Annotated in this window: 28 protein-coding genes and 1 tRNA gene; 20 read left to right on the top strand and 9 right to left on the bottom strand. The window is 68.1% G+C overall.

The window, feature by feature from the left end:
- Positions 1-72 precede the first annotated feature (72 nt).
- Positions 73-1,821: a sensor domain-containing diguanylate cyclase gene (locus AC07M9_RS10585; protein WP_494883601.1), complete on the top strand. Its 1,749-nt coding sequence runs from the start codon at positions 73-75 to the stop codon at positions 1,819-1,821.
- Positions 1,822-1,845: 24 nt separating this feature from the next.
- Here AC07M9_RS10585 and AC07M9_RS10580 read toward each other — a convergent pair whose 3' ends face one another.
- Positions 1,846-2,586: an NRDE family protein gene (locus AC07M9_RS10580; RefSeq protein WP_494883918.1), complete on the bottom strand. Its 741-nt coding sequence runs from the start codon at positions 2,584-2,586 to the stop codon at positions 1,846-1,848.
- Positions 2,587-2,663: 77 nt separating this feature from the next.
- Positions 2,664-3,425 carry a RadC family protein gene (radC, locus tag AC07M9_RS10575; RefSeq protein ID WP_494883600.1) on the bottom strand — a complete coding sequence of 254 codons (762 nt, stop codon included), beginning with the start codon at positions 3,423-3,425 and terminating at the stop codon, positions 2,664-2,666.
- Positions 3,426-3,478: 53 nt separating this feature from the next.
- On the opposite strand from radC, the gene AC07M9_RS10570 reads away from it, so the two are divergent.
- The 9 genes from AC07M9_RS10570 (at position 3,479) to AC07M9_RS10530 (ending at position 10,853) form a co-directional block, all read left to right on the top strand.
- A complete protein-coding gene (locus AC07M9_RS10570) occupies positions 3,479-6,697 on the top strand; it encodes an intermembrane phospholipid transport YdbH family protein (protein WP_494883598.1) in 3,219 nt (1,072 codons plus the stop codon).
- A gap of 47 nt (positions 6,698-6,744) precedes the next feature.
- Positions 6,745-6,996, top strand: coding sequence for a YnbE family lipoprotein (locus AC07M9_RS10565; RefSeq protein WP_238538955.1), 252 nt, complete (start codon positions 6,745-6,747; stop codon positions 6,994-6,996).
- Positions 6,996-7,385 (top strand): YdbL family probable chaperone protein, encoded by a 390-nt coding sequence (locus AC07M9_RS10560; protein ID WP_494883595.1) that lies wholly within the window; start codon positions 6,996-6,998, stop codon positions 7,383-7,385. Before AC07M9_RS10565 ends, AC07M9_RS10560 begins: the two co-directional genes overlap by 1 nt.
- A gap of 357 nt (positions 7,386-7,742) precedes the next feature.
- Entirely contained in the window at positions 7,743-8,063 is a 321-nt protein-coding gene (locus AC07M9_RS10555; protein ID WP_007678257.1) for an AtpZ/AtpI family protein, read from the top strand.
- A 54-nt stretch (positions 8,064-8,117) separates the two neighbouring features.
- A complete protein-coding gene (locus AC07M9_RS10550) occupies positions 8,118-8,900 on the top strand; it encodes a F0F1 ATP synthase subunit A (RefSeq protein WP_494883593.1) in 783 nt (260 codons plus the stop codon).
- Between the two features lie 46 nt (positions 8,901-8,946).
- A complete protein-coding gene (locus AC07M9_RS10545) occupies positions 8,947-9,171 on the top strand; it encodes a F0F1 ATP synthase subunit C (protein WP_007678253.1) in 225 nt (74 codons plus the stop codon).
- A gap of 110 nt (positions 9,172-9,281) precedes the next feature.
- Positions 9,282-9,776, top strand: a complete 495-nt coding sequence (locus tag AC07M9_RS10540) for a F0F1 ATP synthase subunit B (protein WP_494883590.1) — start codon at positions 9,282-9,284, stop codon at positions 9,774-9,776.
- The gene (locus tag AC07M9_RS10535; protein WP_494883589.1) at positions 9,769-10,365 is read left to right on the top strand and encodes a F0F1 ATP synthase subunit B family protein; all 597 of its coding nucleotides are present in this window, start codon (positions 9,769-9,771) and stop codon (positions 10,363-10,365) included. Before AC07M9_RS10540 ends, AC07M9_RS10535 begins: the two co-directional genes overlap by 8 nt.
- Positions 10,366-10,664: 299 nt before the next feature.
- Positions 10,665-10,853: a hypothetical protein gene (locus tag AC07M9_RS10530; RefSeq protein WP_494883588.1), complete on the top strand. Its 189-nt coding sequence runs from the start codon at positions 10,665-10,667 to the stop codon at positions 10,851-10,853.
- Positions 10,854-10,858: 5 nt separating this feature from the next.
- On the opposite strand, the gene gloB is transcribed toward AC07M9_RS10530, so the two are convergent.
- From gloB to aroA, 5 genes are all read right to left on the bottom strand, one after another.
- Positions 10,859-11,629, bottom strand: coding sequence for a hydroxyacylglutathione hydrolase (gloB, locus tag AC07M9_RS10525; protein ID WP_494883587.1), 771 nt, complete (start codon positions 11,627-11,629; stop codon positions 10,859-10,861).
- Between the two features lie 35 nt (positions 11,630-11,664).
- The gene (locus AC07M9_RS10520) at positions 11,665-12,066 is read right to left on the bottom strand and encodes a VOC family protein (RefSeq protein WP_494883586.1); all 402 of its coding nucleotides are present in this window, start codon (positions 12,064-12,066) and stop codon (positions 11,665-11,667) included.
- A gap of 243 nt (positions 12,067-12,309) precedes the next feature.
- Positions 12,310-14,028, bottom strand: coding sequence for a 30S ribosomal protein S1 (gene rpsA / locus AC07M9_RS10515; RefSeq protein ID WP_494883585.1), 1,719 nt, complete (start codon positions 14,026-14,028; stop codon positions 12,310-12,312).
- A 926-nt stretch (positions 14,029-14,954) separates the two neighbouring features.
- Positions 14,955-15,581: a (d)CMP kinase gene (locus AC07M9_RS10510; RefSeq protein ID WP_494883584.1), complete on the bottom strand. Its 627-nt coding sequence runs from the start codon at positions 15,579-15,581 to the stop codon at positions 14,955-14,957.
- A complete protein-coding gene (aroA, locus tag AC07M9_RS10505; protein ID WP_494883917.1) occupies positions 15,578-16,894 on the bottom strand; it encodes a 3-phosphoshikimate 1-carboxyvinyltransferase in 1,317 nt (438 codons plus the stop codon). Before aroA ends, AC07M9_RS10510 begins: the two co-directional genes overlap by 4 nt.
- Positions 16,895-17,114: 220 nt before the next feature.
- Here aroA and AC07M9_RS10500 point away from each other — a divergent pair, with 220 nt between their 5' ends.
- The 5 genes from AC07M9_RS10500 (at position 17,115) to rimM (ending at position 20,344) form a co-directional block, all read left to right on the top strand.
- Positions 17,115-17,435 carry a TIGR02300 family protein gene (locus AC07M9_RS10500; RefSeq protein WP_494883583.1) on the top strand — a complete coding sequence of 107 codons (321 nt, stop codon included), beginning with the start codon at positions 17,115-17,117 and terminating at the stop codon, positions 17,433-17,435.
- A 164-nt stretch (positions 17,436-17,599) separates the two neighbouring features.
- A tRNA-Ala gene (locus tag AC07M9_RS10495) sits at positions 17,600-17,675 on the top strand.
- Positions 17,676-17,849: 174 nt separating this feature from the next.
- Complete coding sequence (ffh, locus tag AC07M9_RS10490) at positions 17,850-19,310, top strand: signal recognition particle protein (protein ID WP_494883581.1); 1,461 nt, start codon at positions 17,850-17,852, stop codon at positions 19,308-19,310.
- Positions 19,311-19,348: 38 nt separating this feature from the next.
- Positions 19,349-19,816 carry a 30S ribosomal protein S16 gene (gene rpsP, locus AC07M9_RS10485; RefSeq protein ID WP_494883579.1) on the top strand — a complete coding sequence of 156 codons (468 nt, stop codon included), beginning with the start codon at positions 19,349-19,351 and terminating at the stop codon, positions 19,814-19,816.
- 3 nt (positions 19,817-19,819) lie between these two features.
- Positions 19,820-20,344: a ribosome maturation factor RimM gene (gene rimM / locus AC07M9_RS10480; protein ID WP_494883577.1), complete on the top strand. Its 525-nt coding sequence runs from the start codon at positions 19,820-19,822 to the stop codon at positions 20,342-20,344.
- Between the two features lie 33 nt (positions 20,345-20,377).
- On the opposite strand, the gene AC07M9_RS10475 is transcribed toward rimM, so the two are convergent.
- Complete coding sequence (locus tag AC07M9_RS10475) at positions 20,378-20,665, bottom strand: hypothetical protein (protein WP_494883575.1); 288 nt, start codon at positions 20,663-20,665, stop codon at positions 20,378-20,380.
- A 110-nt stretch (positions 20,666-20,775) separates the two neighbouring features.
- Between AC07M9_RS10475 and AC07M9_RS10470 the strand changes: the two genes are divergently transcribed.
- From AC07M9_RS10470 to AC07M9_RS10450, 5 genes are all read left to right on the top strand, one after another.
- Positions 20,776-21,681 (top strand): LysR substrate-binding domain-containing protein, encoded by a 906-nt coding sequence (locus tag AC07M9_RS10470; RefSeq protein WP_494883573.1) that lies wholly within the window; start codon positions 20,776-20,778, stop codon positions 21,679-21,681.
- Between the two features lie 58 nt (positions 21,682-21,739).
- Positions 21,740-22,441, top strand: coding sequence for a tRNA (guanosine(37)-N1)-methyltransferase TrmD (gene trmD / locus AC07M9_RS10465; protein ID WP_494883571.1), 702 nt, complete (start codon positions 21,740-21,742; stop codon positions 22,439-22,441).
- Between the two features lie 40 nt (positions 22,442-22,481).
- A complete protein-coding gene (rplS, locus tag AC07M9_RS10460; RefSeq protein WP_494883569.1) occupies positions 22,482-22,850 on the top strand; it encodes a 50S ribosomal protein L19 in 369 nt (122 codons plus the stop codon).
- 410 nt (positions 22,851-23,260) lie between these two features.
- Positions 23,261-23,533, top strand: coding sequence for an HU family DNA-binding protein (locus AC07M9_RS10455; RefSeq protein WP_494883567.1), 273 nt, complete (start codon positions 23,261-23,263; stop codon positions 23,531-23,533).
- Between the two features lie 93 nt (positions 23,534-23,626).
- On the top strand, positions 23,627-24,046 hold the full coding sequence (locus AC07M9_RS10450; RefSeq protein ID WP_494883565.1) for a GFA family protein: 420 nt from the start codon (positions 23,627-23,629) through the stop codon (positions 24,044-24,046).
- Positions 24,047-24,079: 33 nt separating this feature from the next.
- On the opposite strand, the gene AC07M9_RS10445 is transcribed toward AC07M9_RS10450, so the two are convergent.
- Complete coding sequence (locus AC07M9_RS10445) at positions 24,080-24,910, bottom strand: hypothetical protein (protein WP_494883563.1); 831 nt, start codon at positions 24,908-24,910, stop codon at positions 24,080-24,082.
- Positions 24,911-24,940: the final 30 nt, after the last annotated feature.

Below are 24,940 nucleotides of genomic sequence, written 5' to 3'. Positions count from 1 at the left end.
AAGAATTTCGAGCAAACGTTTGCAGAAGAACGCCGCACAAACCGTGCCCGGGCGCCCAGGTTCAATCCGCGAATGTCGATCCTTCGGTCCCTTCTTGCCCCCGCCCTGACCGCGCTGCTGTGCTTCGCACTGGCATCGGCGATGATCCGGTACATGAGTTTCCAGGGCAACCTGGCCTCGGTGTGGCCCGCCAATGCGGTGGTCCTCGCCCAGTTGCTCGGACGGCCGCGGCGCGCGTGGTGGCGCTTCCTGGCGGGCGGGTTCGTCGCCGTGCTGGCTGCCGGCGCGGCCTCCCGCGGCACTTTCGGCGGTCCCTTCGGATTCGCGGTCGCCAACATGGTCGAGACCACGCTGGCGGCATGGATGCTGCGCGGCACGCTCGACCGCGAGGGACGCCTGCTGCACCATCATGCGTCGGTCGGCCGGTTCTTCGTCAGCGCCGGCCTCTTCGCGCCCGCCATCGGCGCGCTGATGGGCTCGCTGATCGCCGCGCTGGCCTTCGACATGCCGATGGGGACGTCGCTGGCGACCAAGTTCAGCGCCGATTCGCTGGGCCTGATGATCTTCACGCCGTTCTTCTTCGGCCTGTTCCACGGCGACTACTTCGGCAGCGTCCGTACCGCCTCGGCGAGCGAGCGCGCGAAGATGGCGCTGCTCTACGCCGCCGTGCTGGCGGTGAGCCTGGGCGTGTTCGGCCAGAACCGCTTTCCGCTGCTGTTCCTGCCGCTGGCGCCGCTGATGCTGCTCGCCTTCCGGCTGGGCTGGCAGGGCACGAGCCTGGGCGTCATGCTGGTCGCGGTGATCGGCGGCGTGGCGACGGTCTACGGCTACGGCCCGGTCAGCCTTTCCGGCGGGGGGCTCGCGGTCAAGCTAGCGTTCCTGCAGTTCTACCTCGCCACCATCCTCATGCTGATGATGCCGGTCGCCGCCGCGCTCGCCGCCCGGCGCGACCTTATCGAGCGGCTGAGCGAGAGCGAGCGGTCGCTGAAGCTGCTTGCCGACCGTTCGGCTATCGTGCTCCTGCGCTTCTCGGCCGAGGGTGCCTGCACCCGCGTGGTGGGCGATGTCGCGGCGCTGATCGGCGAGGCGCCGGACCGCCTGCTCGGGGCGCATGTCGGCGAACTCGACCCGCCGCTTGGGCAGGCGCTGTTCGCGGCGCACCTGCACGCGGGCGCGAGCGAACGCCCGGTGACCATCGAGCTCGAACGGCCCGGCGGCGTCTGGATCGAGGCGACCTTCCGCGCCGAACGCGATGAGCAGGGCCAGCTGGCGGGTTCGGTCGCGACGCTGGTCGACCTCACCATCCGCAAGGTGCGCGAAGGCGAACTGGCGCGCCTCGCCGAGACCGACGAGCTGACCGGCCTTGCCAACCGTGCCGGCTTCCTGCGCCGCTTCGAGGTCGCGCTGGCCGATCCCCCGGCGGCGGGCCTCAGCATCGCGCTGATCGACGTCGACCGCTTCAAGTCGCTCAACGACGAACTCGGCCATGTGGCCGGCGATGCCGCGCTGGCGGAAGTCGGTCGGCGCATCGCCCGCAACCTGCGGCCGATGGACCTCGTCGCGCGGCTCGGCGGGGACGAGTTCGTGGTCCTCATCGGCACGGCCGAGCCCGACGTCTCGCAGGAGATATGCAGCCGCATCGTGGCCAGCGTCTCCGCCCTGCCGGTGGACCTGCCGCTGGGCGGACAGGCCGAGGCGCGGATCAGCTGCGGCCTCGTCCACCGCGCGCCGGGGCAGGGCGGCATCGACCTGCTCAACCGCGCCGACATGGCGCTCTACGCCGCCAAGCGCGGCGGCCGGAACCAGCTCATCGCGGCGTGATGGCGAGGGTCATCGTCGTTCCGGTCAAGCCGGGGACGACGGCCATTCGAAGGCCATCCGCGCCTCGCCGCTGTGCCGGCCCAGCGCATCGAAGCTGCGTTCCACGATCGTGCCGCGCCCCTTGCGGTCGACCGCGATCACCGTGCTGCAGCGCGTGCCGTAGGTTTCGTCGCGGATGAAGACGGGCGCGAAGCGCGGCTCGGGGCCGAGTTCGGGTCGGTCGGGCGAGGGGGCGGGCTTCTCGTCACGCAGCGCGGTGAGCAGCGGCTCGACATCGGGCTCGCCGACCACGAGCCAGTCGGCGATCGCCCGGCCCACCTGCAGCGTCTTGGGCCAGGGCACGTCGAAGCCGCCGTTCGAGAGGCCGTGGATGCCCGGCGTGAGCGCGCGCGTCTCGCCCCCGGGATGGTTGGTCAGGAACGCGGCCCGGCGGTTCTCGACCAGCACGAGGTTGAACGGGTTCATCCGCGCCATGTCGTCCGGTTTCGTGCCCGTCAGCAGGTCGGTCACCAGCCGCCCGCGCGAAGGCCGGCCGGGCCGGGCGCCCTCGGGCACGCGGTAGTTGGTGACGAGCGCGAAGCGGCCCGCCTCGGTCACGCCGAGCCAGGTGCCCCCGCCCGTGAGATCGGTGCCGGCGATGATCCCGGACCCGTCCTCCCAGCGCGACAGCGGCGCGGCGGGGCGCGCGTGGAACTCGTCGCGGTTGCCGGCGGCGACCAGCAGCCAGTCGGGATGCGCGTCCCAGGCGAGCGCGGCGACGCACATGTCAGGAGAGTGCCGCGCGAGTGCGGGGGCCGCCATCACCGCACCCGGCCGGGAATGACGAGCAAGGAAAATCCATCTCAGATCAGCCCCTTGGCCCGCAGCGAGACATGTCCCTCGCGCCCGATCACGACGTGGTCGTGGACCGTCACCCCGAGAAGGCGCCCCGCCTCGGCGATGCGGTTGGTGATCTCGATGTCGGCGCGGCTGGGCTGGGGCGAGCCGGAAGGGTGGTTGTGGACGAGGATCAGCGCCGTCGCGCCAAGGTCCAGCGCGCGGCGGATGACCTCGCGCGGGTGGATCGCCGCCTCGTCGATCGAGCCTTCGCCCACCAGGTCGTCGAGGATCAGCATGTTGCGGGTATTGAGGTAGAGCACCCGCACGCGCTCGACGGTGAGGTGCGCCATGTCGATCGTCAGGTAGTCTATCAGCGCCTGCCACGAGGCGATCACCGGCGCCTCGCGCACTTTCTGGCGGGCCATGCGGGTGGCGGCCACGGTGACGACGCGCAGCGCCGCGGCGGTCGCCTCCCCCATGCCGGGATGAAGCGCAAGCGTGCGCGGGTCCGCCTGCAGCACGCCCGCGAGCGAGCCGAAGCGCTGCAGCAGGCTGCGGGCGAGCGGTTTCATGTCGCGGCGCGGAACCGCCTGCATCAGCAAGAGTTCGATGACCTCGTGATCGCCCAGCGCCTCCGCCCCGCCGTCCAGCAGCCGCTTGCGCAGGCGCGTGCGGTGGCCGCTGGCGTCGTGGATCGGCGCATGGGCAATGGGGGACGCGACATCGTTCACGGCATCGGGGGACCCGCGCGGAGTGTCATCGAAGAGTGGTGGCTGATCTGGCATGGTGCTTACAAACAATTGCCTTTCCTGCGCGTCCAGCGCAAGTGATGGAGCGGATGGCGCAAGAGCAGGACCCGTTCCCGGACACCGACGAAGCTGCAACCGGGGAAGCCCGCGTGCGGCGCATGCGCTGGCGCGGTCCGGCGATCGGCGTGGGCGTGCTGCTGGCCGTGGCGCTCGGCGCGGCGTGGCTGTCGCGCGAGGAGATCGCGGGCAACCTCATCCAGCGCCAGCTCGATTCGCTGGGCCTGCCCGCGCGCTACGAGATCGTCAGCATCGGCCCGTCCGAGCAGGTGATCCGCAACCTCGTCATCGGCGATCCCGGCCGTCCCGACCTTACCGTGGCCGAGCTGCGCGTCGCCACGCGGCTGTCCTGGGGCCTGCCGGGCGTGGGGCGCATCACCGTGGTCAGGCCGCGCCTCTACGGATCCTATCGCGGCGGCAAGGTCAGCTTCGGCAGCCTCGACAAGGCGCTGTTCACCGGCAAGGGCGGCCCGTTCACGATGCCCGACCTCGACCTCGGCATCGTCGACGGGCGCGCGCTGATCGACAGCGACCATGGCCGCGTCGGCGTGAAGCTGGCGGGCGAGGGGGCGCTTCGCGGCGGCTTCTCGGGCGAAGTGGCGGCGCTGTCGCCCGCGCTGGAAGGCGGCGGCTGCAAGGCCGGGCGCACCACGCTTTACGGCAAGCTCACGACAAGCGACGCGAAACCGCGTTTCGTCGGGCCGGTGCGGATGGCCGGGCTGTCGTGCCCCGAACAGGCGATGCGGCTGGTGCAGGCGGGCGCGCAGCTCGACCTGACGCTGGACGAGGCGCTCGACGGCGGCGAGGCCAAGGTCGGCCTCTCCGCAGGCGCGGCGCACTACGGCCTCCAGAAGATCGCCGGCCTCTCCGGCACGAGCCGCCTGACCTATCGCAAACACGCCCTTAACGCCGCCTACCGTATCACGGCGCGCGGGCTGGAGACGCCCGAGGCGCGGCTTGGCAGCCTCGTCTTCGACGGCCGCGCGCGGTCCGCCGGAGGGCTCGCCCACTTCGACCTCGAGGGCGACCTGACCGGCAAGGGCATCGCCCTGGGCGACACGCTCGACCGCGCACTGGCGTCTGCGCAGGCGGCGGCGGCGGGAACTCTCGGCGCGCCGATCGCGGCGAAGATTCGCGGCGCCCTGGCGCGGGAGACGCGCGGCAGCACGCTGGACGCCAACGTCATCGTGCGGCGCTCGCAGGACGGCCTCAGCCTCGTCGTCACGCGCGGCTCGCTGCGCGGCGGTAGCGGGGCCTCGCTGCTGGCGCTGTCGCGGGTGCAGGCGCTTTTCGGCGGCTCCGCGCCGCGCGTCACCGGCAATTTCGCGACCGGGGGCAGGGACCTGCCGCAGGTCTGGGGCCGCATGGAGACGGCGGACAATGGCCGCCTGACGATGCAGGTCGCCATGCCCGACTACCGCGCCGGATCGGCCATGGTCGGAGTGCCGCGCCTCTCGCTGGTGCAGGACCGCGACGGCGCGCTGGTGTTCACCGGGCAGGCGCTGCTGAGCGGCGACCTCCCCGGCGGCTCGACGCGCAACCTGCTCGTCCCGCTCGACGGCCACTGGGGCGCAAACGGCAGGCTCGCGGTCTGGCGCGGCTGCACCGACGTGGCGTTCGACGCGCTCCAGTTCTCCAGTCTCGCGCTCGACAGGCGGCGCCTGACGCTGTGCCCCTCGCGCGGCGGGGCGATCGTCGAGGGCCAGCCGGACAACCTGCTGTTCGCGGCCGGCGCCACCGCGCTCGACCTTTCGGGCAAGCTGGGCGAGACGCCGATCCGCATCGCCACCGGCCCGCTCGGCTTCGCCATGGGGGGCAGCGCCCCCGGCTTCATCAAGGCGAGCGCGATCAAGGTCGCCCTCGGCCCGGCTCAGACCGCCTCGCACTTCGACATCAGTCACCTCGACGCGCGCGTCGGCAAGGACATCGCGGGCACTTTCGACGAGGCCGATATCGGCCTCGCCGCCGTCCCGCTCGACATGAAGCAGGCGGCGGGTCGCTGGACTTACGCCGGCGGCGTGCTGGCCATAGAGGGGGCCCGTTTCACGCTGGTCGACCGCCAGCCGGTCGCGCGCTTCCAGCCGCTGGTGTCGCGCGATGCCACGCTGCGCCTCGTCGACAACCGTATCACTGCGCAGGCCCTTTTGCGCGAGCCGACCACCGACCGCGCCATCGTGCGCGCCGACATCGCGCATGACCTCACCACCGCCGCCGGCCACGCCGATCTCGCGGTGGACGGCATCGTGTTCGACGAGCGACTCCAGGCGGACACGCTCTCGCGTACGCTGCTGGGCGTCATTTCCGGCCTCAAGGGCCAGGTCCACGGCACCGGCCGGATCGACTGGAACGCGAAAGGCGTGACCAGCCGCGGCCGCTTCGCCACCGACGGCGTGGACTTCGCCGCCGCCTTCGGCCCGGTGCAGGGCCTGTCGGGCGAAGTGGTGTTCACCGACCTGCTCGGCATGGTGACCGCGCCCGACCAGACCGTGCGCATCGCCTCGGTCAACCCCGGCATCGAGGTGACGGGCGGCACGCTCTCCTACGAGATGCGGCCCGGCTACAACCTGCAGATCAACGGCGCGCAGTGGCCGTTCATGGACGGCACGCTCAACCTCGATCCCGCGCGCATGCAGATCGGCGTCGCCGAGACGCGGCGCTATACCCTGCGCGTTACCGGGCTCAACGCGGCGAGCTTCGTGCAGCACCTCGAGATGGAGAACCTCAACGCGACCGGGGTGTTCGACGGCGAGATGCCGATGGTGTTCGACGAGAACGGCGGACGGATCGAGAACGGCTACCTCGTCAGCCGCGCGCCGGGGGGCAACGTCTCCTACATCGGCGCGCTGACCTACAAGGACCTCTCGGCGATGGGCAACTTCGCCTTCGATGCGCTGAAATCGGTCGACTACCGCCACATGGAGATCGGGCTGGGCGGCTCGCTCTCGGGCGAGATCCTCACCCGCATCAGCTTCGACGGTCTGAGCCAGGGCAGCGGCGCCAAGCAGAACTTCCTGACCAAGCAGATCGCCAAGCTGCCGATCCGCTTCGTCGTCAACGTCAAGGCGCCGTTCTTCAGCCTGTTCGGCTCGATGCGCTCGCTCTACGACCCGGCCTTCGTCACCGACCCGCGCGTGCTGGGCCTCGTCGGCGCCGACGGCAGCCGCATGCAATCCGCTCCCGAGGCGACTGTCATCCCCCCGCCGGTTCCACCCACCGCTATTCAGCCTCCAGTCAGCGAGAAAACTCCATGACGTCGTTCGAATTGACCGGAAGCGTTCCGGCTGCGAGAAACCCGGCGATGAACGAACGCCGAAACAGGATCGAGCAGCAGGGGCAAATCCGGTCCGGCAGGCGCGCCGCTAGCGCCGCACGGATGGCCGGGTTGACGATGGCGATCTCGGGCATGGTCGGATTGGGGGGCTGCATCCAGGTGGCTGCACCCGACAAGCCGATCGTGATCGAACTCAACATCAACATCCGGCAGGAAGTGGTCTACCGCCTCGCCGCCGATGCGGCGAAGACGGTGCAGCAGAACGAGGGTATTTTCTGATGACGAGGATCCGTTTTTCGAGCGCTTTTGCCGCTGCGGCGGTTCTCATTGTGGCCGGCACCTCCGTCGCCGAGGCGCAGAGCGCGCGCAGCCCGGCCTACACCGCCGCCCGCGCGGCCGGGCAGGTGGGCGAGCAGACTGACGGCTATCTCGGCGTGGTGGGCGGCCAGGGCGCCGACATCGCCGCCATGGTGCGTGACCTCAACAACCAGCGCCGCGCGGTCTACACCAGCGCGGCCGCGGGCAAGAGCACGATCCAGGAATATGCCTTCACCACCGGCTGCAAGCTGATCCGCGACACCCGCCCCGGCGAGAAGTACCAGGGCCTCGACGGTTCGTGGAAGACGCGGGGATCGGGCGCGCCCGAACTCGATCCGCGCTGCCCGTGACGGCGCGCGGCAGGGCGCGGGAGGCGGACCTGTCCAAAAGGACGGCCCGCCCGTGCCGGGCCGCCACGCCGCGGGTGACGATTCAGGAAAAGGCCGGGAAGCGATCGCGCTTTTCCGGCCTTTTTCGTGAGCCGCGCCGGCGTATCGCCATCGCGGTATTCGGGCGGCGCCACGGCTCTGTTCTTGCCCCGATACCCTTGTAGAGCGCCGCCGCCGTCAACAATGCTCCGCGATCCGGCAAGGCGCGGGCCGGGCCACGGTTGACTCGGGAAAAGCCCCACCCTAAGGGGGCGGCGCTCTTGGCGGGCAGCCGTCGTTTGCGTCCTGCGTTCCTGTTGTCATAATATGGAGCCTGACATGACCGACGAGCCACCTGTCCAGGGCCCTGTAGGCGAGGATGCGCGCATCGATTCGCTCGACGAGAGGCTGAAAGCCCTTCGCGAGCGGGAAGAGGAACGCAACCGACCGAAGGCCGGTGCGGAAACCGATGCGAGCTATCGCCTTGGCAACCGCGTCCTTTCGGAACTGCTGGGGGGTCTTGCGGGCGGACTGTTCCTGGGGTGGTTGATAGACCATTTCGCTGGTACGTCCCCCTGGGGTCTGATGGTGATGCTGTTCGTCGGAATTGGCATCGCCTTCAGGAACATAATCCGGATTACGAACCGGCGCCCGGACTGACCCAAAAGGGGGGATGGTGGGGCGCTGTCGTTCATTGGCGACAGGGATATTCGCGTGGCAGCCGAAGCGAAGCTCGACCCGATGCACCAGTTCCAGCTCGAAAAGCTGGCGGGCGCGGAATGGAACATTGCCGGTTACAACGTCGCGTTCACCAACAGCGCGCTGTGGATGGCCATCGCGACGCTGGCGCTGATCGTGTTTGTCGCCGGCGGCATGAAGCGCGCGGTCGTGCCCGGCCGCTGGCAGATGGCGGTGGAGACCTTCACCGGCTTCATCGACGGCATGCTCGCCGCGAACGTCGGCAAGGCCGGCAAGAAGTACGTCCCGTACATCTTCTCGCTGTTCATGTTCATCCTCTTCGCCAACTTCCTCGGCCTGATGCCGCTGGGCCTGGTGGGCGTCCACGCCTTCACCTTCACCAGCCACTTCTCGGCGACGGGCGTGCTGGCGGTGCTGTCCTTCGCGATCGTGCTGATCGTCGGCTTCTCGAAGCACGGCCTGCACTTCTTCTCGCTGTTCGTGCCGCACGGCACGCCGGTCGGCATGATCCCGATCATCTTCGTGGTCGAGCTGATCTCGTTCCTCGTGCGCCCGTTCAGCCTCGGCCTGCGACTGTTCGTCGCGATGATGGCCGGCCACGTCCTGCTCGAGGTGCTTTCCAGCTTCGTCATCAGCGGCGGCAACAACGGCCCGATCATGTTCGTGATCGCCGGTGTTCCCAGCTTCGTCCTGATGGTCGGCATCTGCGCGCTCGAGCTGCTGGTCGCCGGCATCCAGGCCTACGTTTTCGCTCTTCTCACGTGCGTCTATCTCAACGACGCAGAGAACCTTCACTGATCTTTATTTCCGCCGAAACGCGGGTTTTCCAAAGGGAGTTTTTGAAATGGACGCAGAAGCTGCAAAGATGCTCGGTGCCGGTTTTGCCGCTATCGGCGCTGGCCTGGCCTCGATCGGCGTGGGCAACGTCTTCGCGAAGTTCCTCGAAGGCGCGCTGCGCAACCCGGGCGCCGCTGACGCCCAGCAGGGTCGCCTGTTCATCGGCTTCGCCGGTGCAGAGCTTCTCGGCCTGCTTTCGTTCGTCATTGCCGCGCTGCTGATCTTCGCCTGATCGCAAGCGCATGACCGGATCGGCTCCGGCCGCCTGAACCCTTTGGTCAGGCGGCCGGAGCCTTCCCGGCACAAGATTTTTCAACGGCAACCTCGAGACAGGGCTGACCCATGCCTCAGATCGCACAGCTAGGCGAGTTCTACTCCAGCCAGATTTTCTGGCTGCTGGTCTTCTTCGGCATCACCTTCTTCGTCGTCGGACGGGGCATGGTGCCGAAGGTGATGGACACCGTCGCAAGCCGCGACAAGCAGATCGCCGACGACCTCAAGGCTGCCGAAAGCGCTCGCGCCCAGGCCGACCAGGAAGAGGCTTCATGGCGTGCCCGTGAGAACGCCAACCGCGCTCAGGCGCAGGGGCTGATCGCACAGGCCCGCGCCAAGGGCGCCGCCGCCACCGCGGAACGCCTCGCTGCCGCCCAGGCCGGTATCGACGCCCAGATCGCCGGCGCCGAAACCCGCATCGCCGATGCGCGCCGTGCCGCCGCTGCCGAGATCGAAAACGTCGCCGCCGACGCCACCCGCGACATCGTGAGCCGCATCGCCGGCCTCTCGCTCGACGACGCCGCCGTGCGCGGCGCGGTGAAGGAGAACCTGGTCCATGGCTGAAACCCCCGTGCCCGAAACCAACGCCGCCGTTGAGCAGGGCCTCGCCCATGAAGGTGCCGAAGTGACGGGTGCCGAAACGCACGCCGCCACCGAGCATCACGCCGAACCGCTGCTGCTCGGCTTCGCGCCGCCGGTATCGATCGTCAGCGCCTCGATGCTGGTGCTGCTCGCGATCCTCGTCTGGAAGGGCGTGCCCAAGCTGCTCACCGGCGGCCTCGACAGCAAGATCGCCGAGATCAAGGCCCAGCTCGAGGAAGCGAAGACCCTGCGCGCCGAGGCGGAAGCCCTGCGCAAGGAATACGCGGACAAGATCGCCGGCGCCGAGAAGGACGCGGTCGCCATGCTCGACCACGCCCGCCACGAAGCCGAGGCGATCGTCGCCAAGGCCACGGTGGACGCGGCCGAGACCGTCGCCCGCCGCGAAAAGATGGCGCAGGACAAGATCGGCGCCGCCGAACTCGCCGCCGTCACCCAGCTGCGCAACCAGGCGGCCTCGGCTGCCGCGGCCGCAGCCGGCACCCTGATCGCCGCAAACCACTCGGCCGCTGCCGACAAGGCGCTGGTCGACCAGGCGATCGCCGGAATTTGATCCGGAGCCTTTGCAGGCGAAACCCAAAAAGCCTCCGTCCTTCGGGCCGGGGGTTTTTTTGTGTTCGACGTGATGTGCACCATGCCAACTGCCGTCATCCCGGCGAAAGCTGGGACCGCTGGGTACTCTTGAGGCGATAGCTTGCCAGCGGCCACTGCGGCGCTGCGCCCAGCCTCGAGGTTGCGCGGCCCTGCCAGCGGTCCCGGATCAAGTCCGGGACGACGGGACCGGAACGAACCTGTATCGCAAACTGCAAAGAGGCCTTACGCTTGCCTTCCTAAAAAACGGAGAGGTGATTCATGTTCGTAAAGTTCACCGGCGCGGACCGTACCGGCACCGCCGTCAACGCCGCGCAGGTCACCTTCATCTCGCAAGTGAGCGAAGGTACCCGCATCCGTTTCGGCGAGGGCAGGGCGGTGACGGTGGTGGAACCGCTGGAAGAGGTGATGGAGCGGCTCAACCACACGCTCTCGTTCCCCGAGACCTGACCGCCTCAGAACGTATCCTTCGCGCTCCTGAGCGCCGCGAATGTCGCCACCGCGTCGCCGGGGTGGCCGGCGGGCGCCCAGTGGGCCTGCAGCTCCGGATCGTCGGCGCGCAGGAAGGGGTTGGTCGCCAGTTCGCGCTCGAGCTTGGCGGGAACGGTCGGCAGGCCCTTTTCGCGCCGCCGGGTGATCTCCTCGGCGTAGTCCTGCAATTCGGCGTTGTCCGGGTCGGCGTGGAGCGCGAAGCGGGCGTTCGAGGCGGTGTATTCGTGCGCGCAGTAGATCATCGTCGCGCCCGGCAGCGCTTTCAGCCGGAGGAGCGAGGCCCAGAACTGCTCCGGCGTCCCCTCGAACATGCGGCCGCATCCCAGCGCGAACAGCGAATCGCCGACGAAGGCGATGCATGCGCCGGGGAGATGGTAGGCGATGTGGCCCTGGGTATGGCCGCCGACGTCGATCACGAAGGCCTGGCGGTCGCCGATGGTGACGACATCGCCCTGGCCCACCGTGCGGTCGATCGCCTCGATCCTGTCGGCGTCGCCCACCGGAGCGGTGATGCGGCAGCCGGTGGCGGCCTTGATCGCGGCGTTGCCGCCGGCATGGTCGCGGTGCCAGTGGGTGTTCCAGACCTGGGTGATCTGCCAGCCCTTGATGCGCGCCTGCTTCAGGTATTCGTCGGCGTCGGGCGTGTCGATGCACACCGTCTCGCCGCTCTCGGTGTCGTGAAGCAGGTAGCCGTAGTTGTCGGACAGGCAGGGGAACTGGTGGACTTCGAGCATGGGACCTCTCTCCTTGCGAAGAGGGATGTAGGCGTTCAGTCCGCGTCGGGGAAGGGTAGGTTGAGCTGCCAGCTGACGCCGTGGGGATCGCTGAGCCAGGTGAACAGCGTGGAGAACTCGTAGGCGTCGGGCGGCATCATCACCTTGCCGCCTTCGCCCAGCACCTTGGCAGCATGGCGCAGCTGCGCCTCGTCGTCGCAATCGACGAAGATCGAGGTCGAGGGGGTGAAGGTGAAACCGTGCGGCACGTCGCTGTCGAGCACGTGCCAGACGGTCCCGCCGAGCTTGAAGCTGGCGCGCGCGATCTGGCCTTCGAATTCGCCCGGGCCGTGATGGTCGAGCGGCGTCACTTCGAGGTGATCGGGAAAGGCGCGCTTCCACAGCATCAGCGCGTCCTGCGCATCGCCCTGGAACATCAGGAAGGGGGTGGCGTGCATGGGGGCTCCTCGCGGCTCTTGCAGGACAAAGCGGGGCGCGGGGGGATGTTCCATGCGTCCGAGGGGTACGCAACGGCCTGCACCACACACGTCGTCCCCCTCGCCTACGCGGGGGTGACGGGTGCGGGGTGTTGCGAGAGGTTGCGCCCACCCCCGGGGCGCAAGCGCGGCCCTCAAGCAAAAGCCCGCCCGGATCGCTCCGGACGGGCCTTTGTTGGGTTGCCGACTGGCAGCCGCGCAGGATCAGTCCTGCTTGGCCTTCAGCGCCGCGCCGAGGATGTCGCCGAGCGACGCGCCCGAGTCGGACGAGCCGTACTGCTCCACGGCTTCCTTCTCTTCGGCCAGCTGGCGGGCCTTGACCGAGAAGTTCGGCTTCTTGGAACGGTCGAAACCGGTGACCATGGCGTCGAGCTTCTGGCCGACCTGGAAGCGGTCGGGGCGCTGCTCGTCGCGGTCGCGGCCGAGGTCCGAACGCTTGATGAAGCCGGTGGCGCCATCGTCGCCGGCCTGGACTTCCAGGCCGCCGTCACGGACTTCGAGGATGGTCACGGTGGTGACCTGGCCACGGCGCAGGCCGCCTTCGCCGCCGGAGGCAGCAACGCCGCCAGCTGCCGGAGCGCCGCGCTCGAGCTGCTTCATGCCGAGGCTGATGCGCTCCTTCTCGACGTCGACGTCGAGAACCACGGCCGACACCTCTTCACCCTTGCGGTGCAGAGCCAGCGCGTCCTCGCCCGAGATGCCCCAGGCGATGTCGGACATGTGGACCATGCCGTCGACGTCGCCGTCGAGGCCGATGAACAGGCCGAATTCCGTGGCGTTCTTGACTTCGCCCTCAACCTGCGAACCGACGGGGTGCTTCTCGGCGAAGGCTTCCCAGGGGTTCTGCTGAGCCTGCTTGAGGCCGAGGCTGATGCGGCGCTTGTCCGAATCGACCTCGAGCACGACCACTTCGACTTCCTGCGAGGTCGAGACGATCTTGCCGGGGTGGACGTTCTTCTTGGTCCAGGACATTTCCGAAACGTGGACGAGGCCCTCGATCCCGGCTTCCAGCTCCACGAAGGCGCCGTATTCGGTGATGTTGGTGACCGTGCCCGACAGCTTGGCGCCGACCGGGTACTTGACGGCCGCGCCTTCCCACGGATCGCTCTCCAGCTGCTTCATGCCGAGGCTGATGCGCTGGGTTTCCGAGTTGATGCGGATGATCTGCACCTTGACGGTGTCACCGATGGCGATGACTTCGCTCGGGTGGTTGACGCGCTTGTAGCTCATGTCGGTGACATGGAGCAGGCCGTCGATGCCGCCGAGGTCGACGAACGCACCGTAGTCGGTGATGTTCTTGACGACGCCGTCGATGACCTGGCCTTCGGTCAGCTTGTCGATCAGCTCGCTGCGCTGCTCGGCGCGGGTCTCTTCGAGGACGGCGCGGCGCGACACGACGATGTTGCCACGGCGACGGTCCATCTTGAGGATCTGGAAGGGCTGCGGCACATCCATCAGCGGGGTGACGTCGCGCACGGGGCGGATGTCGACCTGCGAGCCGGGGAGGAAGGCAACGGCGCCGTCGAGGTCGACGGTGAAGCCGCCCTTGACGCGGCCGAAGATCACGCCTTCGACGCGCTTGCCTTCACCAAATTCGTTTTCGAGCTTGTCCCAGGCGGCTTCGCGGCGTGCGCGGTCGCGCGACAGCATCGCTTCGCCGTCGGCGTTCTCGACGCGGTCGACGTAGACTTCGACTTCGTCGCCGACCTTGAGGCCGTGGTCTTCCTCACCGCGGGCGAACTCGCGCAGGCTCACGCGGCCTTCGCTCTTGAGGCCCACGTCGATGACGGCCTTGTCGTTCTCGATCGCGGTGATGGTGCCCTTGACCACGCGGCCCTCGAAACCATCGTCGGCGGCGCCGCCGAACTGGTCGTCGAGCATTTTCGCGAAATCGTCGCGAGTCGGATTGGCAGCAGATGCCATTAAGACATTTCCTTCGTTCGATTTTCCGGCCTGGCGGTTGGATCCGCCGGTCTTTTCTCCGCCTCCCGCACCATGCGGGCCACGGGCCAAAAGGGGCCGAACTGCCGCGGCGGCCGGATGCCGGTCGCGGCGCCCAGGCTGCGCTGACGCACCTCCCGGACCGGCGGCGCTTAGTCCCGCAGGCGGCGAAATGCAAGGGAAATGGCGGGGCGGGGAGGCGCGGGAAGGTGTCCGCGCGGCGCTGCGGGGAGGTGTGCGGGTGAGCCAGGTTTCAACAGACGGCGCATCGTTTCCCCACCCGTCGCCCCGGCGCAGGCGGGGGTCCAGCTTCCTTTTGAACCTCTCGTCCCCTGCGAGAGGAGCGGGATCCCAGCCTTCGCGGGGATGACGGGTCGGAGGGCGGGTGAGGGCCTGCCGCTTTATCGTCATCCCAGCGAAGGCTGGGATCGCCCTCGTTCAAACGACAGGCGAAGCAGATCGCGCCATTCGGGATTTTGCGCCTCGATGAGCCGCACCTGCGCATGCAGATCGGGCAGATCAGTGCCGATAGCGATCCCAGCCTTCGCTGGGATGACGACGGGATTTCAATGGCGGCTTCGGGATGCGGCCGGCGAGCCCGCTTTTCTGGGGCTCGCCGACTTCATCCCACAATCCGTTTTCCTACGCATGGCCCGGCGCGGTATTTTCGGCGCATGAGCCAGACCATCATCCTCTCCCCGCCGGCCGCACATCCCGCCTCGCAAGGAGACAGGTCGCGGCGCAAGGCGACACTCAAGGCGACACCTGTAACCCGCAAGGCGACACTTTTTGCGCGCAAGGCGACACATTTGCGGCGCAAGGCGACACATTCAAGGCCCAAAGGCGCAGTTTCCCCCCTGGACCGTGTAAACCGTGTAAACCTCATGTCGCCTTGCGAGGGGCGGTGCTCAGCCGAGGGGGCCGGCTTCCTCGACGATGCGGATCGCCTGCGCCACCGCCTCGTCGCGGCCGAGGTCGGAGGTGTCGAGCACGACGGCGCCGTCCGCCACCACCAGCGGGGCGTCCTTGCGCGAGGCGTCGCGCTCGTCGCGGGCAGCGAGGTCGGCGGCGATCTCGTCCAGCGAGACGTCGCGGCCCTGGCCCTGCATCTCGGCGAAGCGGCGCTGGGCGCGGGCTTCCACCGAGGCGGTGACGAAGAGCTTCACGTCGGCGTCGGGGGCGATGACGGTGCCGATGTCGCGCCCGTCGAGCACGGCGCCGCCTGCCTGCGTGGCGAAGGCGCGCTGGCGCTCGTACAGCGCCTGCCGGACGGCGGGGTGGACCGAGACCCGGCTGGCGAGACCGCCGCTCGCCTCGGAGCGCAGTTCGGGATCGAGCAGCAGGCCTTCGGGAAAGGCGCAGGCGGCGAGCGCCGCGACCGGGTCGCCCGGGTCGCCGCCGTCCAGCCAGCACTGGCGGCCGACCGCGCGGTACAGCAGGCCGGTGTCGAGATGGGGCAGGCCGAAATGGGCGGACAGAGCGCGGGCGATGGTGCCCTTGCCCGAGGCGGTGGGGCCGTCGACGGCGACGATCATGCGGCCAGGCCTTCGAGCATGGCCTCGAACAGGGGGAAGCTTGTGGCGATCGGGCGGGTGTCGTCCACCTCGACGCCGGCGCGGCTCATGAGGCCGGAGATCGCCATGGACATGGCGATGCGGTGGTCGAGATGCGTGGCGATGGCGCCGTCGGTGCCGGCCAGCGGCGCCCCGCCGGTGCCGGTGATGACGAGGCCGTCCTCGCGCTCCTCGATCGTCGCGCCGGCGGCGGTGAGGGCAGCGGCCATGACCGAGATGCGGTCCGACTCCTTGACGCGCAGTTCGTCGAGGCCGCTGGTGACGGTGACGCCCTCGGCCAGCGCGGCGGCGACGAACAGGGCGGGAAACTCGTCGACCATGCTGGGCACGACCGCGGGATCGACCACGATGCCCCTGAGCGCGGAGTGGCGCACCATGAGGTCGGCGACCGGCTCGCCGCCGACTTCGCGCGGGTTCACCTCCTCGATCGAACCGCCCATCAGGCGCAGCACTTCGACGATGCCGGCGCGGGTGGGATTGAGGCCGACGTTCTCGATCAGGACTTCGCTGCCGGGCACGACGAGGGCGGCGACGATGAAGAAGGCGGCGGAGGAGGGGTCGCCGGGGACCTCGATGACCTGCGGCTTCAGCTCGGCCTCGCCGCGGATGGAGATGACGCGGGCGCCGTCGGCGTCGGTCTCGACGGTCAGGTCGGCGCCGAAGCCGCGCAGCATGCGCTCGGAGTGGTCGCGGGTGGGGACGGGCTCGATCACGGTGGTGACGCCCGGCGTGTTGAGGCCGGCGAGCAGGATCGCGCTCTTCACCTGCGCCGAGGCGACGGGGAGGCGGTAGGTGATCGGCACCGGGTTCGACGCGCCCTTGAGGATGAGCGGCAGGCGGCCGCCGTCCGATGCCTCGAAGCTGGCGCCCATGGTGGTCAGCGGGTCGATCACCCGGCCCATCGGCCGCTTGGAGAGCGAGCCGTCGCCGGTGAAGGTCGCGGTGATCGGGTGGCTGGCGACGAGGCCCATGAGCAGGCGCGTCGAGGTGCCCGAATTGCCCATGTCGAGCGGCGCCTCGGGCTGGAGCAGGGCGCCCACGCCGACGCCGTTGATGACCCATTCGCCGCTATCGAGGCGCTCGACGATCGCGCCCATCGCCCGCATGGCGGCGGCGGTGGCGAGCACGTCCTCGCCCTCGAGCAGGCCGGTCACGCGCGTCTCGCCCACCGCCAGCGCGCCCAGCATGATCGAGCGGTGGCTGATCGACTTGTCGCCCGGCACCCGGATACGCCCCTCGAGAGCCCCTGTGGGCAGGAAGCGGCGGGGGCGCATGGCGGATGTATCGTGGCTCACGGCGTCAGGTCTTTCCGGGGCGGGAGGGGGTGAAAATCGGGCCGGCTTTTGACAGCGCCTGCCGCCTATGGCAAGGCGCGCGCCCTGATGGGGCAAGTCGCTGCGGTTTCGCGGCGCTTGACCTTGTGGGCCCGCCTCACCATCAAGACACGAAATTACATGCCCGCGCCATTTGGGACGGGCTAGACGAGGACTTTCCATGGCCAAGCCTGAATGGGGCGCCAAGCACGGCTGCCCGAAATGCGGCACCCGCTTCTACGACCTGGGCAAGGACGACCCGGTCCACTGCATCGAATGCGGCAACGAATGGCACCCCGAGCCGGTGCTGAAGTCGAAGCAGCCGATTCCCTATGAGGAAATCCAGAAGAAGGAAGTCGTCGAGCGCGAGGACACCGATCTGGCCGAAGAGGATCTGGACATCGACGAGGACGGCGATTCGCCGGACAACGACGTGGACCTCGGCGGTGACGACGACCTCGGCATCGGCGCGGCCGACGACGACAACGAGCACGACACCTGATGTTACGGGGGTGCCGGAAGAAAAATCCGGCACCCCGAATTTTCCTCTTGCCAACATTTCAGGTCACCACTAGATGGCGGCCTCCCAAGCGGAACGGCTTCCACGGAACGCCGGAAAGCACGGGAAAACGGGTCGAACCTCCCAGGTTCGATCGCTGAATTGATGGGGCCTTAGCTCAGCTGGGAGAGCGCCTGCATGGCATGCAGGAGGTCAGCGGTTCGATCCCGCTAGGCTCCACCATTTCAGAACATTGTTGTTTCGCATGATTGCGACACGCTGGTTGACGAGGTTTCGTCCGCCGGCGTTTTTCGCTTAATGTCATGCACGCCGGTCAGCGAGGTTTCGCCCACCGGCGTTTTTTGCGTTTCGCGGCGCAGGTCTGATCAGCCTGGCCCCAGATGGAGTGAGCGGCCCATGTTCGACAGCCTTTCAGACCGCCTCGGCGGTGTGTTCGACAAGCTGCGCGGCCGCGGCGCGCTCAAGGAGCAGGACGTCCTCGATGCCATGCGCGAAGTGCGCATCGCGCTTCTCGAGGCCGACGTCGCGCTCCCGGTCGTGCGCCGCTTCATCGATCAGGTCACCGAAAAGGCCGTAGGCCAGAACGTCCTGCGCTCGGTCACCCCGGGCCAGCAGGTCGTCAAGATCGTCAACGACGCGCTCGTCGACATGCTCGGCGGCGACGACGTTCCCGGCCTCGACCTCGAGGCGGTGCCCCCCATCGTCATCATGATGGTCGGCCTCCAGGGCTCGGGCAAGACCACCAGCACCGCCAAGATCGCCAAGCTTCTCAAGGAGAAGCAGGGCAAGAAGGTCATGATGGCCTCGCTGGACGTCAACCGTCCGGCGGCGCAGGAACAGCTTCAGGTGCTCGGCACCCAGGTCGGCGTCGGCACCCTGCCGATCATCGCCGGCCAGCAGCCGACCGAGATCGCCACGCGCGCCATGCAGGCCGCGCGCCTCCAGGCGGTCGACGTGCTGCTGCTCGACACCGCCGGCCGTCTCCACGTCGACCAGCAGCTGATGGACGAGATGAAGGCGGTCGCCGCCATCTCGACCCCGCGCGAGACGCTGCTCGTCGTCGATTCGCTCACCGGCCAGGACGCGGTGAACGTCGCCCAGTCCTTCGCCGGACAGGTGGACCTCACCGGTGTCGTGCTGACCCGCATGGACGGCGATGCGCGCGGCGGTGCGGCACTGTCGATGCGCGCCGTCACCGGTAAGCCGATCAAGTTCGCTGGCACCGGCGAGAAGATGGAGGCCCTCGAGGTCTTCCACCCCAGCCGCGTCGCCAACCGCATCCTGGGCATGGGCGACATCGTCTCCATGGTCGAAAAGGCGGCCGAAGCGGTCAAGGTCGAGGACGCCGAGGCGCTTGCCAGGCGCATGGACCAGGGCAAGTTCGACATGAACGACCTGCGCATGCAGCTCAAGCAGATGCAGTCGATGGGCGGCCTCGGCATGCTGGCGGGCATGATGCCCGGCATGAAGAAGGCCAAGGCGGCGATGCAGGCCTCGGGCATGGACGACCGGGTGCTGCTGCGCATGGACGCGATCATCGGTTCGATGACGCCCAAGGAGCGCGTCAACCCCGCGCTGCTCAACGCCAAGCGCAAGATCCGCGTCGCCAACGGCTCGGGCACGCAGGTCCAGGACGTCAACAAGCTGCTCAAGATGCACCTCGAGATGTCCAAGGCCATGAAGCAGATCAAGAAGATGGGCGGTCTCAAGGGGCTGGCCGCGATGTTCGGCAAGGGCGGGCTCGACGCCGCCATGCCGGGCCTGGGCGGTGCGCTCGGCGGTGGTCAGGGGATGGGCGGAATGCCCGGCCTTGGCGGTCCCGGCGGCCCGGACCTCAGCAAGTTTCTCAAGAAATAATTCCAAACATTCCTAAGATTTGAAGAAAGGTAAGAGCAATGTCCGTTTCGATCCGTCTTTCGCGCGGTGGTGCCAAGAAGCGCCCCTACTACAAGATCGTCGTCGCCAACTCGCGCGCTCCGCGCGACGGCGCCTATCTTGAGCAGGTCGGCACCTACAACCCGGTCCTCGCCAAGGATGACGAGAACCGCGTGCGCCTCGTCGAAGACCGCGTGCGCTACTGGCTCGGCGTCGGCGCCCAGCCGACCGACCGCGTCGCGCGCATGCTCGACAAGGCCGGGATCAAGGAGCGCGCCGCTACCGTGAACCCGAACAAGGCAGAGCCGGGCAAGAAGGCCAAGGACCGCGCTGAAGACCGCGCCACCAAGCTGCGCGAAGCTGAAGAAGCCGCTGCCGAAGCCGCCGCTGCCGCCAAGGCCGCTGCCGAAGCGCCGGTCGAAGAGCCCGCTGCCGAGGAAGCTCCTGCAGAGACCACCGAAGCCAGCTCGGAATCGACCGAGGCCTAAGCCTTGGCGACTTCCGGTAAGGATCGCGCCGTCACGCTCGCCGCCGTCACCGGCGCGCATGGCGTGACGGGCGATGTTCGCCTCAAGCTCTTCGGAGAAGGTGCGGCGGCGCTCAAGCGCTACCGCACCTTCAACGACTCCAGCCTGACGGTGTCGAGCCTGCGCGACGACGGCAAAGGCGGCGCGATCGCGCGCTTCGTCGAGATTACCGACCGCACGGCCGCCGAAAAGCTGCGGGGCACGGCGCTCACGGTGCCGCGCTCGGCGATGCCGGCGCTGGCGGAGGGCGAGTATTACCACGCCGATCTCCTGGGCCTGCCTGTGGTCTCGGAAGAGGGCGAGGCGCTCGGCACGTGCGTCGCGATCGACAACTACGGCGCCGGCGACGTGATCGAGATCGAATGCCCGGCGGCCCCGGGCGCCGAAGGCAGGAAGGCGCGTCGCTTCATGGTTCCGATGAACCCGGTCGCGGTGCCCGAGTGGAACGACGAACGCATCGTCATCAACGCGGCGTTTGCGGCAGAGTAAGAGCGGAGGGCTGCTCCAGGGCAGCCTCCACTTTCAAGCGAGTGCTGCGGCCACGCAGGCATCGCCCGTGGCATGACCCGTCTCCGGGCAGGCCAGTGCCACCAGCACCGGCAGCACGATGGCGATGCCCGCACCTCCGAGTATCCCGGCGAGGATCGCGAGCCCGTTCAGCCTGGCCTTGCGCGCGAGCCTGCTTTCGGTCCCAAGGCGATGCATCGTCTGCCGCAGCGCGCGGCCGGCCTCGACCCTCGCCTTGTCGACATCTGCGGAGAACCGGGCGTGGCCCGCGCTCCACTGGCGCATGAAGTGTTCGTCCTGCATGGTCCGGCTCCTTGTTCGGATGCCTGCAGGATGAGCTTTTGCTCCGCCTCCAGCCAACAAAAGCTCTGGCAGGCCCCATAAGGCTGGCTTATCATCCCGGCATGGACCGAATGCCGCCCCTGACCTCCATCCGCGCCTTCGAGGCAGCCGGCCGGCACGAGAATTTCTCGCGCGCGGCGGAGGAACTGGGCATGACCCAGGCTGCGGTCTCCTACCAGATCCGCCAGCTCGAAGACCGCGTCGGCCGTGCGCTGTTCGTGCGCGGGCAGGGCAGGGTGCGCCTGTCCGAAGCCGGACGGCGACTGCTGCCGGCGCTGTCAGGCGCGTTCTCCGCGATTGCCGACGCCTTCGCCGCGATCCGCAGCGAGGACGAGGACGTGCTGGCGGTCAATGCCTCGGTTTCGCTGGGTGCGACCTGGCTCAGCACCCGGATCGGGCGCTTCCAGCTGCGGCACCCCGACCTTGCGGTGCGGCTTTCGCTGGCCAACGAGGTGCTCGACCTGGCGAGCTCCGGCCACGACGCCGCGATCCGCGTCGGCATGGGGCAGTGGGAGGGGCTGCGCAGCGACTTCCTGTTCCGCCAGCACTTCACCCCGATCTGTGCGCCCGAGTTCCTCGAGGCCAACCGGATCGAGCGACCGGAAGACCTGCTGGCGGCAGAGCGCTTCGCTCCCAACGACGCCTGGTGGGTGGCCTGGTTCGCGGCGGCGGGCATCGGCACCCCGCCGCCGCCGCGCCGGGGCGTCGTCTTCGACAACCAGCTGCAGGAAGGCAGTGCCATGCGCGAGGGCTTCGGCATCGCGCTGATGACTCCGCTGTTCTGGCGCGCGGACCTTGAGGCCGGACGCCTGGTCCAGCCCTTCGAGACGCTGTTCTATCCCGGCAGCGCACAATGGCTGGTCCATTCCGAGAGCCGGGTCGGCGTGCGCAAGATTGAGCGCCTGCGCGAATGGCTGCGCGAGGAGATCGCGGCCGAGCGTGGATTCGCTCCCGCCGAGGTCTGGGAGCCGGTATGAACGCCCGTCGTGGCTGCTGCCCCTTGCCTGCGGTCCGGATTTGGGCTTTGCGCCAGTCATGACATTCGCCGCCACCGTCCTCACCCTGTATCCCGACATGTTCCCCGGGCCCCTTGGCGTCAGTCTCGCCGGGCGCGCGATGGCGGAGGGCAAGTGGACGCTGACCCCGGTCCAGATCCGCGATTTCGCGGCCGACAAGCACCGCACCGTGGACGATACCCCGGCGGGCGGCGGCGCCGGCATGGTGCTCAAGGTCGACGTGCTGGCCGCCGCCATCGACCATTCCCGCGCGCTGGCGCCCGATGCCCCGGTGCTGGCCATGACCCCGCGCGGCAAGCCGATCTCGCAGGCGCGAATCCGCGAACTGGCGGCCGGTCCCGGCGTCACCCTGCTGTGCGGCCGCTTCGAGGGTTTCGACGAGCGCATCTTCGCCGGGCGCGACGTCGAGGAAGTGTCGGTCGGCGACATCGTCCTGTCGGGGGGGGAATGCGCCGCACTGATGGTTCTGGACGCTTGCATTCGCCTGCTTCCCGGCGTAATGGGCGCGGCTTCCAGCGGGACCGAGGAATCGTTCGAGGACGGACTTCTCGAGTACCCGCACTATACCCGGCCCACAACGTGGGAAGGGCGCACGATCCCTGAAGTGCTGCGATCGGGGGATCATGCGAAGATCGCCGCCTGGCGGAAACGGCAGGCGGACGAGGACACACGGTTACGCAGGCCTGACCTATGGGAGCGTCACAGGGACGCTCGGGTCTAGTCTGCCTCTGGCGCGCGGCATTGAAAGAGGACTTGGGTTCATGAACCTGATTCAGCAGATCGAGGCCGAGGAAATTGCCAAGGCCGCCAAGGATATCCCCGAATTCCGTCCGGGCGACACCGTCCGCATCGGCGTGAAGGTCGTCGAAGGCGTCCGTACCCGCGTCCAGAACTACGAGGGCGTGTGCATCGCGCGCTCCAACCGTGGCATGGGTTCGAACTTCACCGTGCGCAAGATGAGCTTCGGTGAAGGCGTGGAGCGCGTATTCCCGCTCTACTCCCCGAACATCGATTCGATCACCGTGGTTCGCCGCGGCGTCGTGCGTCGTGCGAAGCTGTACTACCTGCGTGGTCGTACCGGCAAGCGCGCCCGCATCGCCGAGCGTCGTATCAACGACACCCAGGGCTGAGCTTAAGGCTTGTCCCTGGACTGGTCCGGCCGCGAGGCCGGACTGCAGGAAGAGGCGGTTCGCATGAGCCGCCTTTTTTTGCGTCCAGGCCTCCCCGATCGATCCGGGATTGCGGCCTGATGCAAAACCGTACCGTAAAAAGACGTCAACCAAGTTTCGAGCTGTCTCGGTTAATCACCGAGCGCTGCTTCGCCTGAGAGGCGAGTCGACTGTGATCGCTCTTGTGCATGCTGCGGCGCACAATGGTCGATGGCGGCGGAAACGGCGGAAAAACGCGATTAACAGCGGTTTATGGGCGGGTTTAGGCCTTGCCAGCATGGGGAAAACCCGCTCAATTCCGTCGCCCGTCGTGAGGCGAATCTGAAATTCCATCTCCATCTGCTCCACTGAAAAGTAAGGGGGTTCCCATAATGAACAAGAACGATCTCATCAGCGCAGTCGCCGATTCGAGCGGTCTGACCCGCGGCGACGCCACCAAGGCCGTCGAAGGCGTCTTCGATGCCATCTCGGGCTCGCTGAAGAAGGGTGACGAAGTGCGCCTCGTCGGCTTCGGCACCTTCTCGGTCGCCAAGCGCAAGGCATCGACCGGCCGCAACCCGCGCACCGGTGAGCCGATGGAAATCAAGGCTTCCTCGCAGCCGAAGTTCAAGGCCGGCAAGGGTCTGAAGGACGCTGTCAACTAAGATGGCAGGCGGCCTGTAACGCCTCGCAGGTCGATCGGATCACGCCGCGCCAGCCCACCGGGCCAGCGCGGCGTTTTTCGTTGGGAGACGCCGATGACGACGCCCACGCTTCCCATGGTAGGACAGTGCCACTGCGGTGACTGCGGCTGGACGCTCACCGGCGCCCCCGGAAGGATCACGGCCTGTAATTGCACCCTGTGCCGACGCTACGGGGCGCTATGGGCCTATGACTACGAAGGCGAGCGGATCGCCATGCTGGGCCAGCCCGCGTCCTACAGGCGCCGCGGCAAGGACGATCCCGCGCTGGAAATCCTGTTCTGTCCGGCCTGCGCGGGCGTGATCGCCTGGCGCGGGCTGCGTCTCGAACAAGGCGGGCGCCGACGCATGGCCGTGAACCTGCGCCTGGCTCCGCCGGAAGCCGTCGCCCATTTGCCCGTCGATCATTTCGACGGGCTCGACACGTTCGAGGACACCGCCCCGGACGGACGCTGCATACGCGGTCTCTGGTTCTGAGATCGCCCGCCCGCCGGGTCGGTAGGGTACGTGCTATTTCGACAGCTTGACCAGCGCGCTCGGCGCCGCGGGCGTGCGCGGGGTAACTTTCCACGACAGCGTCCTGCCGCCAGAGCCACGCCCGGGGCCTTCGTCGGTATTGTTGGCCAGGATCTCGCCGTTGGTGACGAGTGTGAAGACGCCGTCGGCCTTGCCTGGGGAGGCCTGAGTATCGTCTTTCGTCATCCCCGATACCATACCCGCCATGCCTGCCATGGCCGCTCCTCCGGCCTGCGGGCCGAACGCGGGGGCCTCGACGCGAACGACGCCGTCAGCGCGGGTGACCACCTGAACGAAGGCATTGCTCATCGCGAGCCCTTCGATGGTGGGGAATACGAAGTCGTGGTCGAGCTTGCCGGAAATCGCGAATTCGACCTCGAACCGGCCGTCCCCGAGGTACTCGACCTTCTTCCAGCCGACCTGCCGGCGCAGCGTCGTCGCCAGTTCGTAGCCGGCCTGCGGATTGCTGGGGTCGAGGCCGCCCAGCAAGGCCTGCGCGGTTTCGCTGTCGCTCCTGCGCTTTTCGGCGCGGGCTTTTTCCCATGCGGATTTCTGGGCAGCGATTTCGACGGCGGTGCAGGCGCGTTCCTCGTCGCTTGTTTCGTCGCGGCAGGGTTCGGGCTCGAAGGCCTCGTCCTTGTCGGTCTTCATCAGCGGGATCATCAGGATCTCGCCGGTATAATCGAATGAAAAGGCCCGGTTCTTCCTGAGTTCGAGTTTCGAGTTGAATTTGCCGGGAGCCAGAATGCAGGCCGCCGCGAGCAAAGCCATGGCCGTGACGGCGAGCGCGCGCCGAATGGGCACGCGATGCGAATCGAGTATCATGTTTACCCCTTCTCGTGCGCCCCTGCCTTG

It is taken from the genome of Novosphingobium sp. GW821-FHT09E05 (assembly GCF_059416165.1).
Note: the sequence above shows the minus strand (reverse complement) of the source record. Positions and strands in the feature narration are given on the sequence as shown.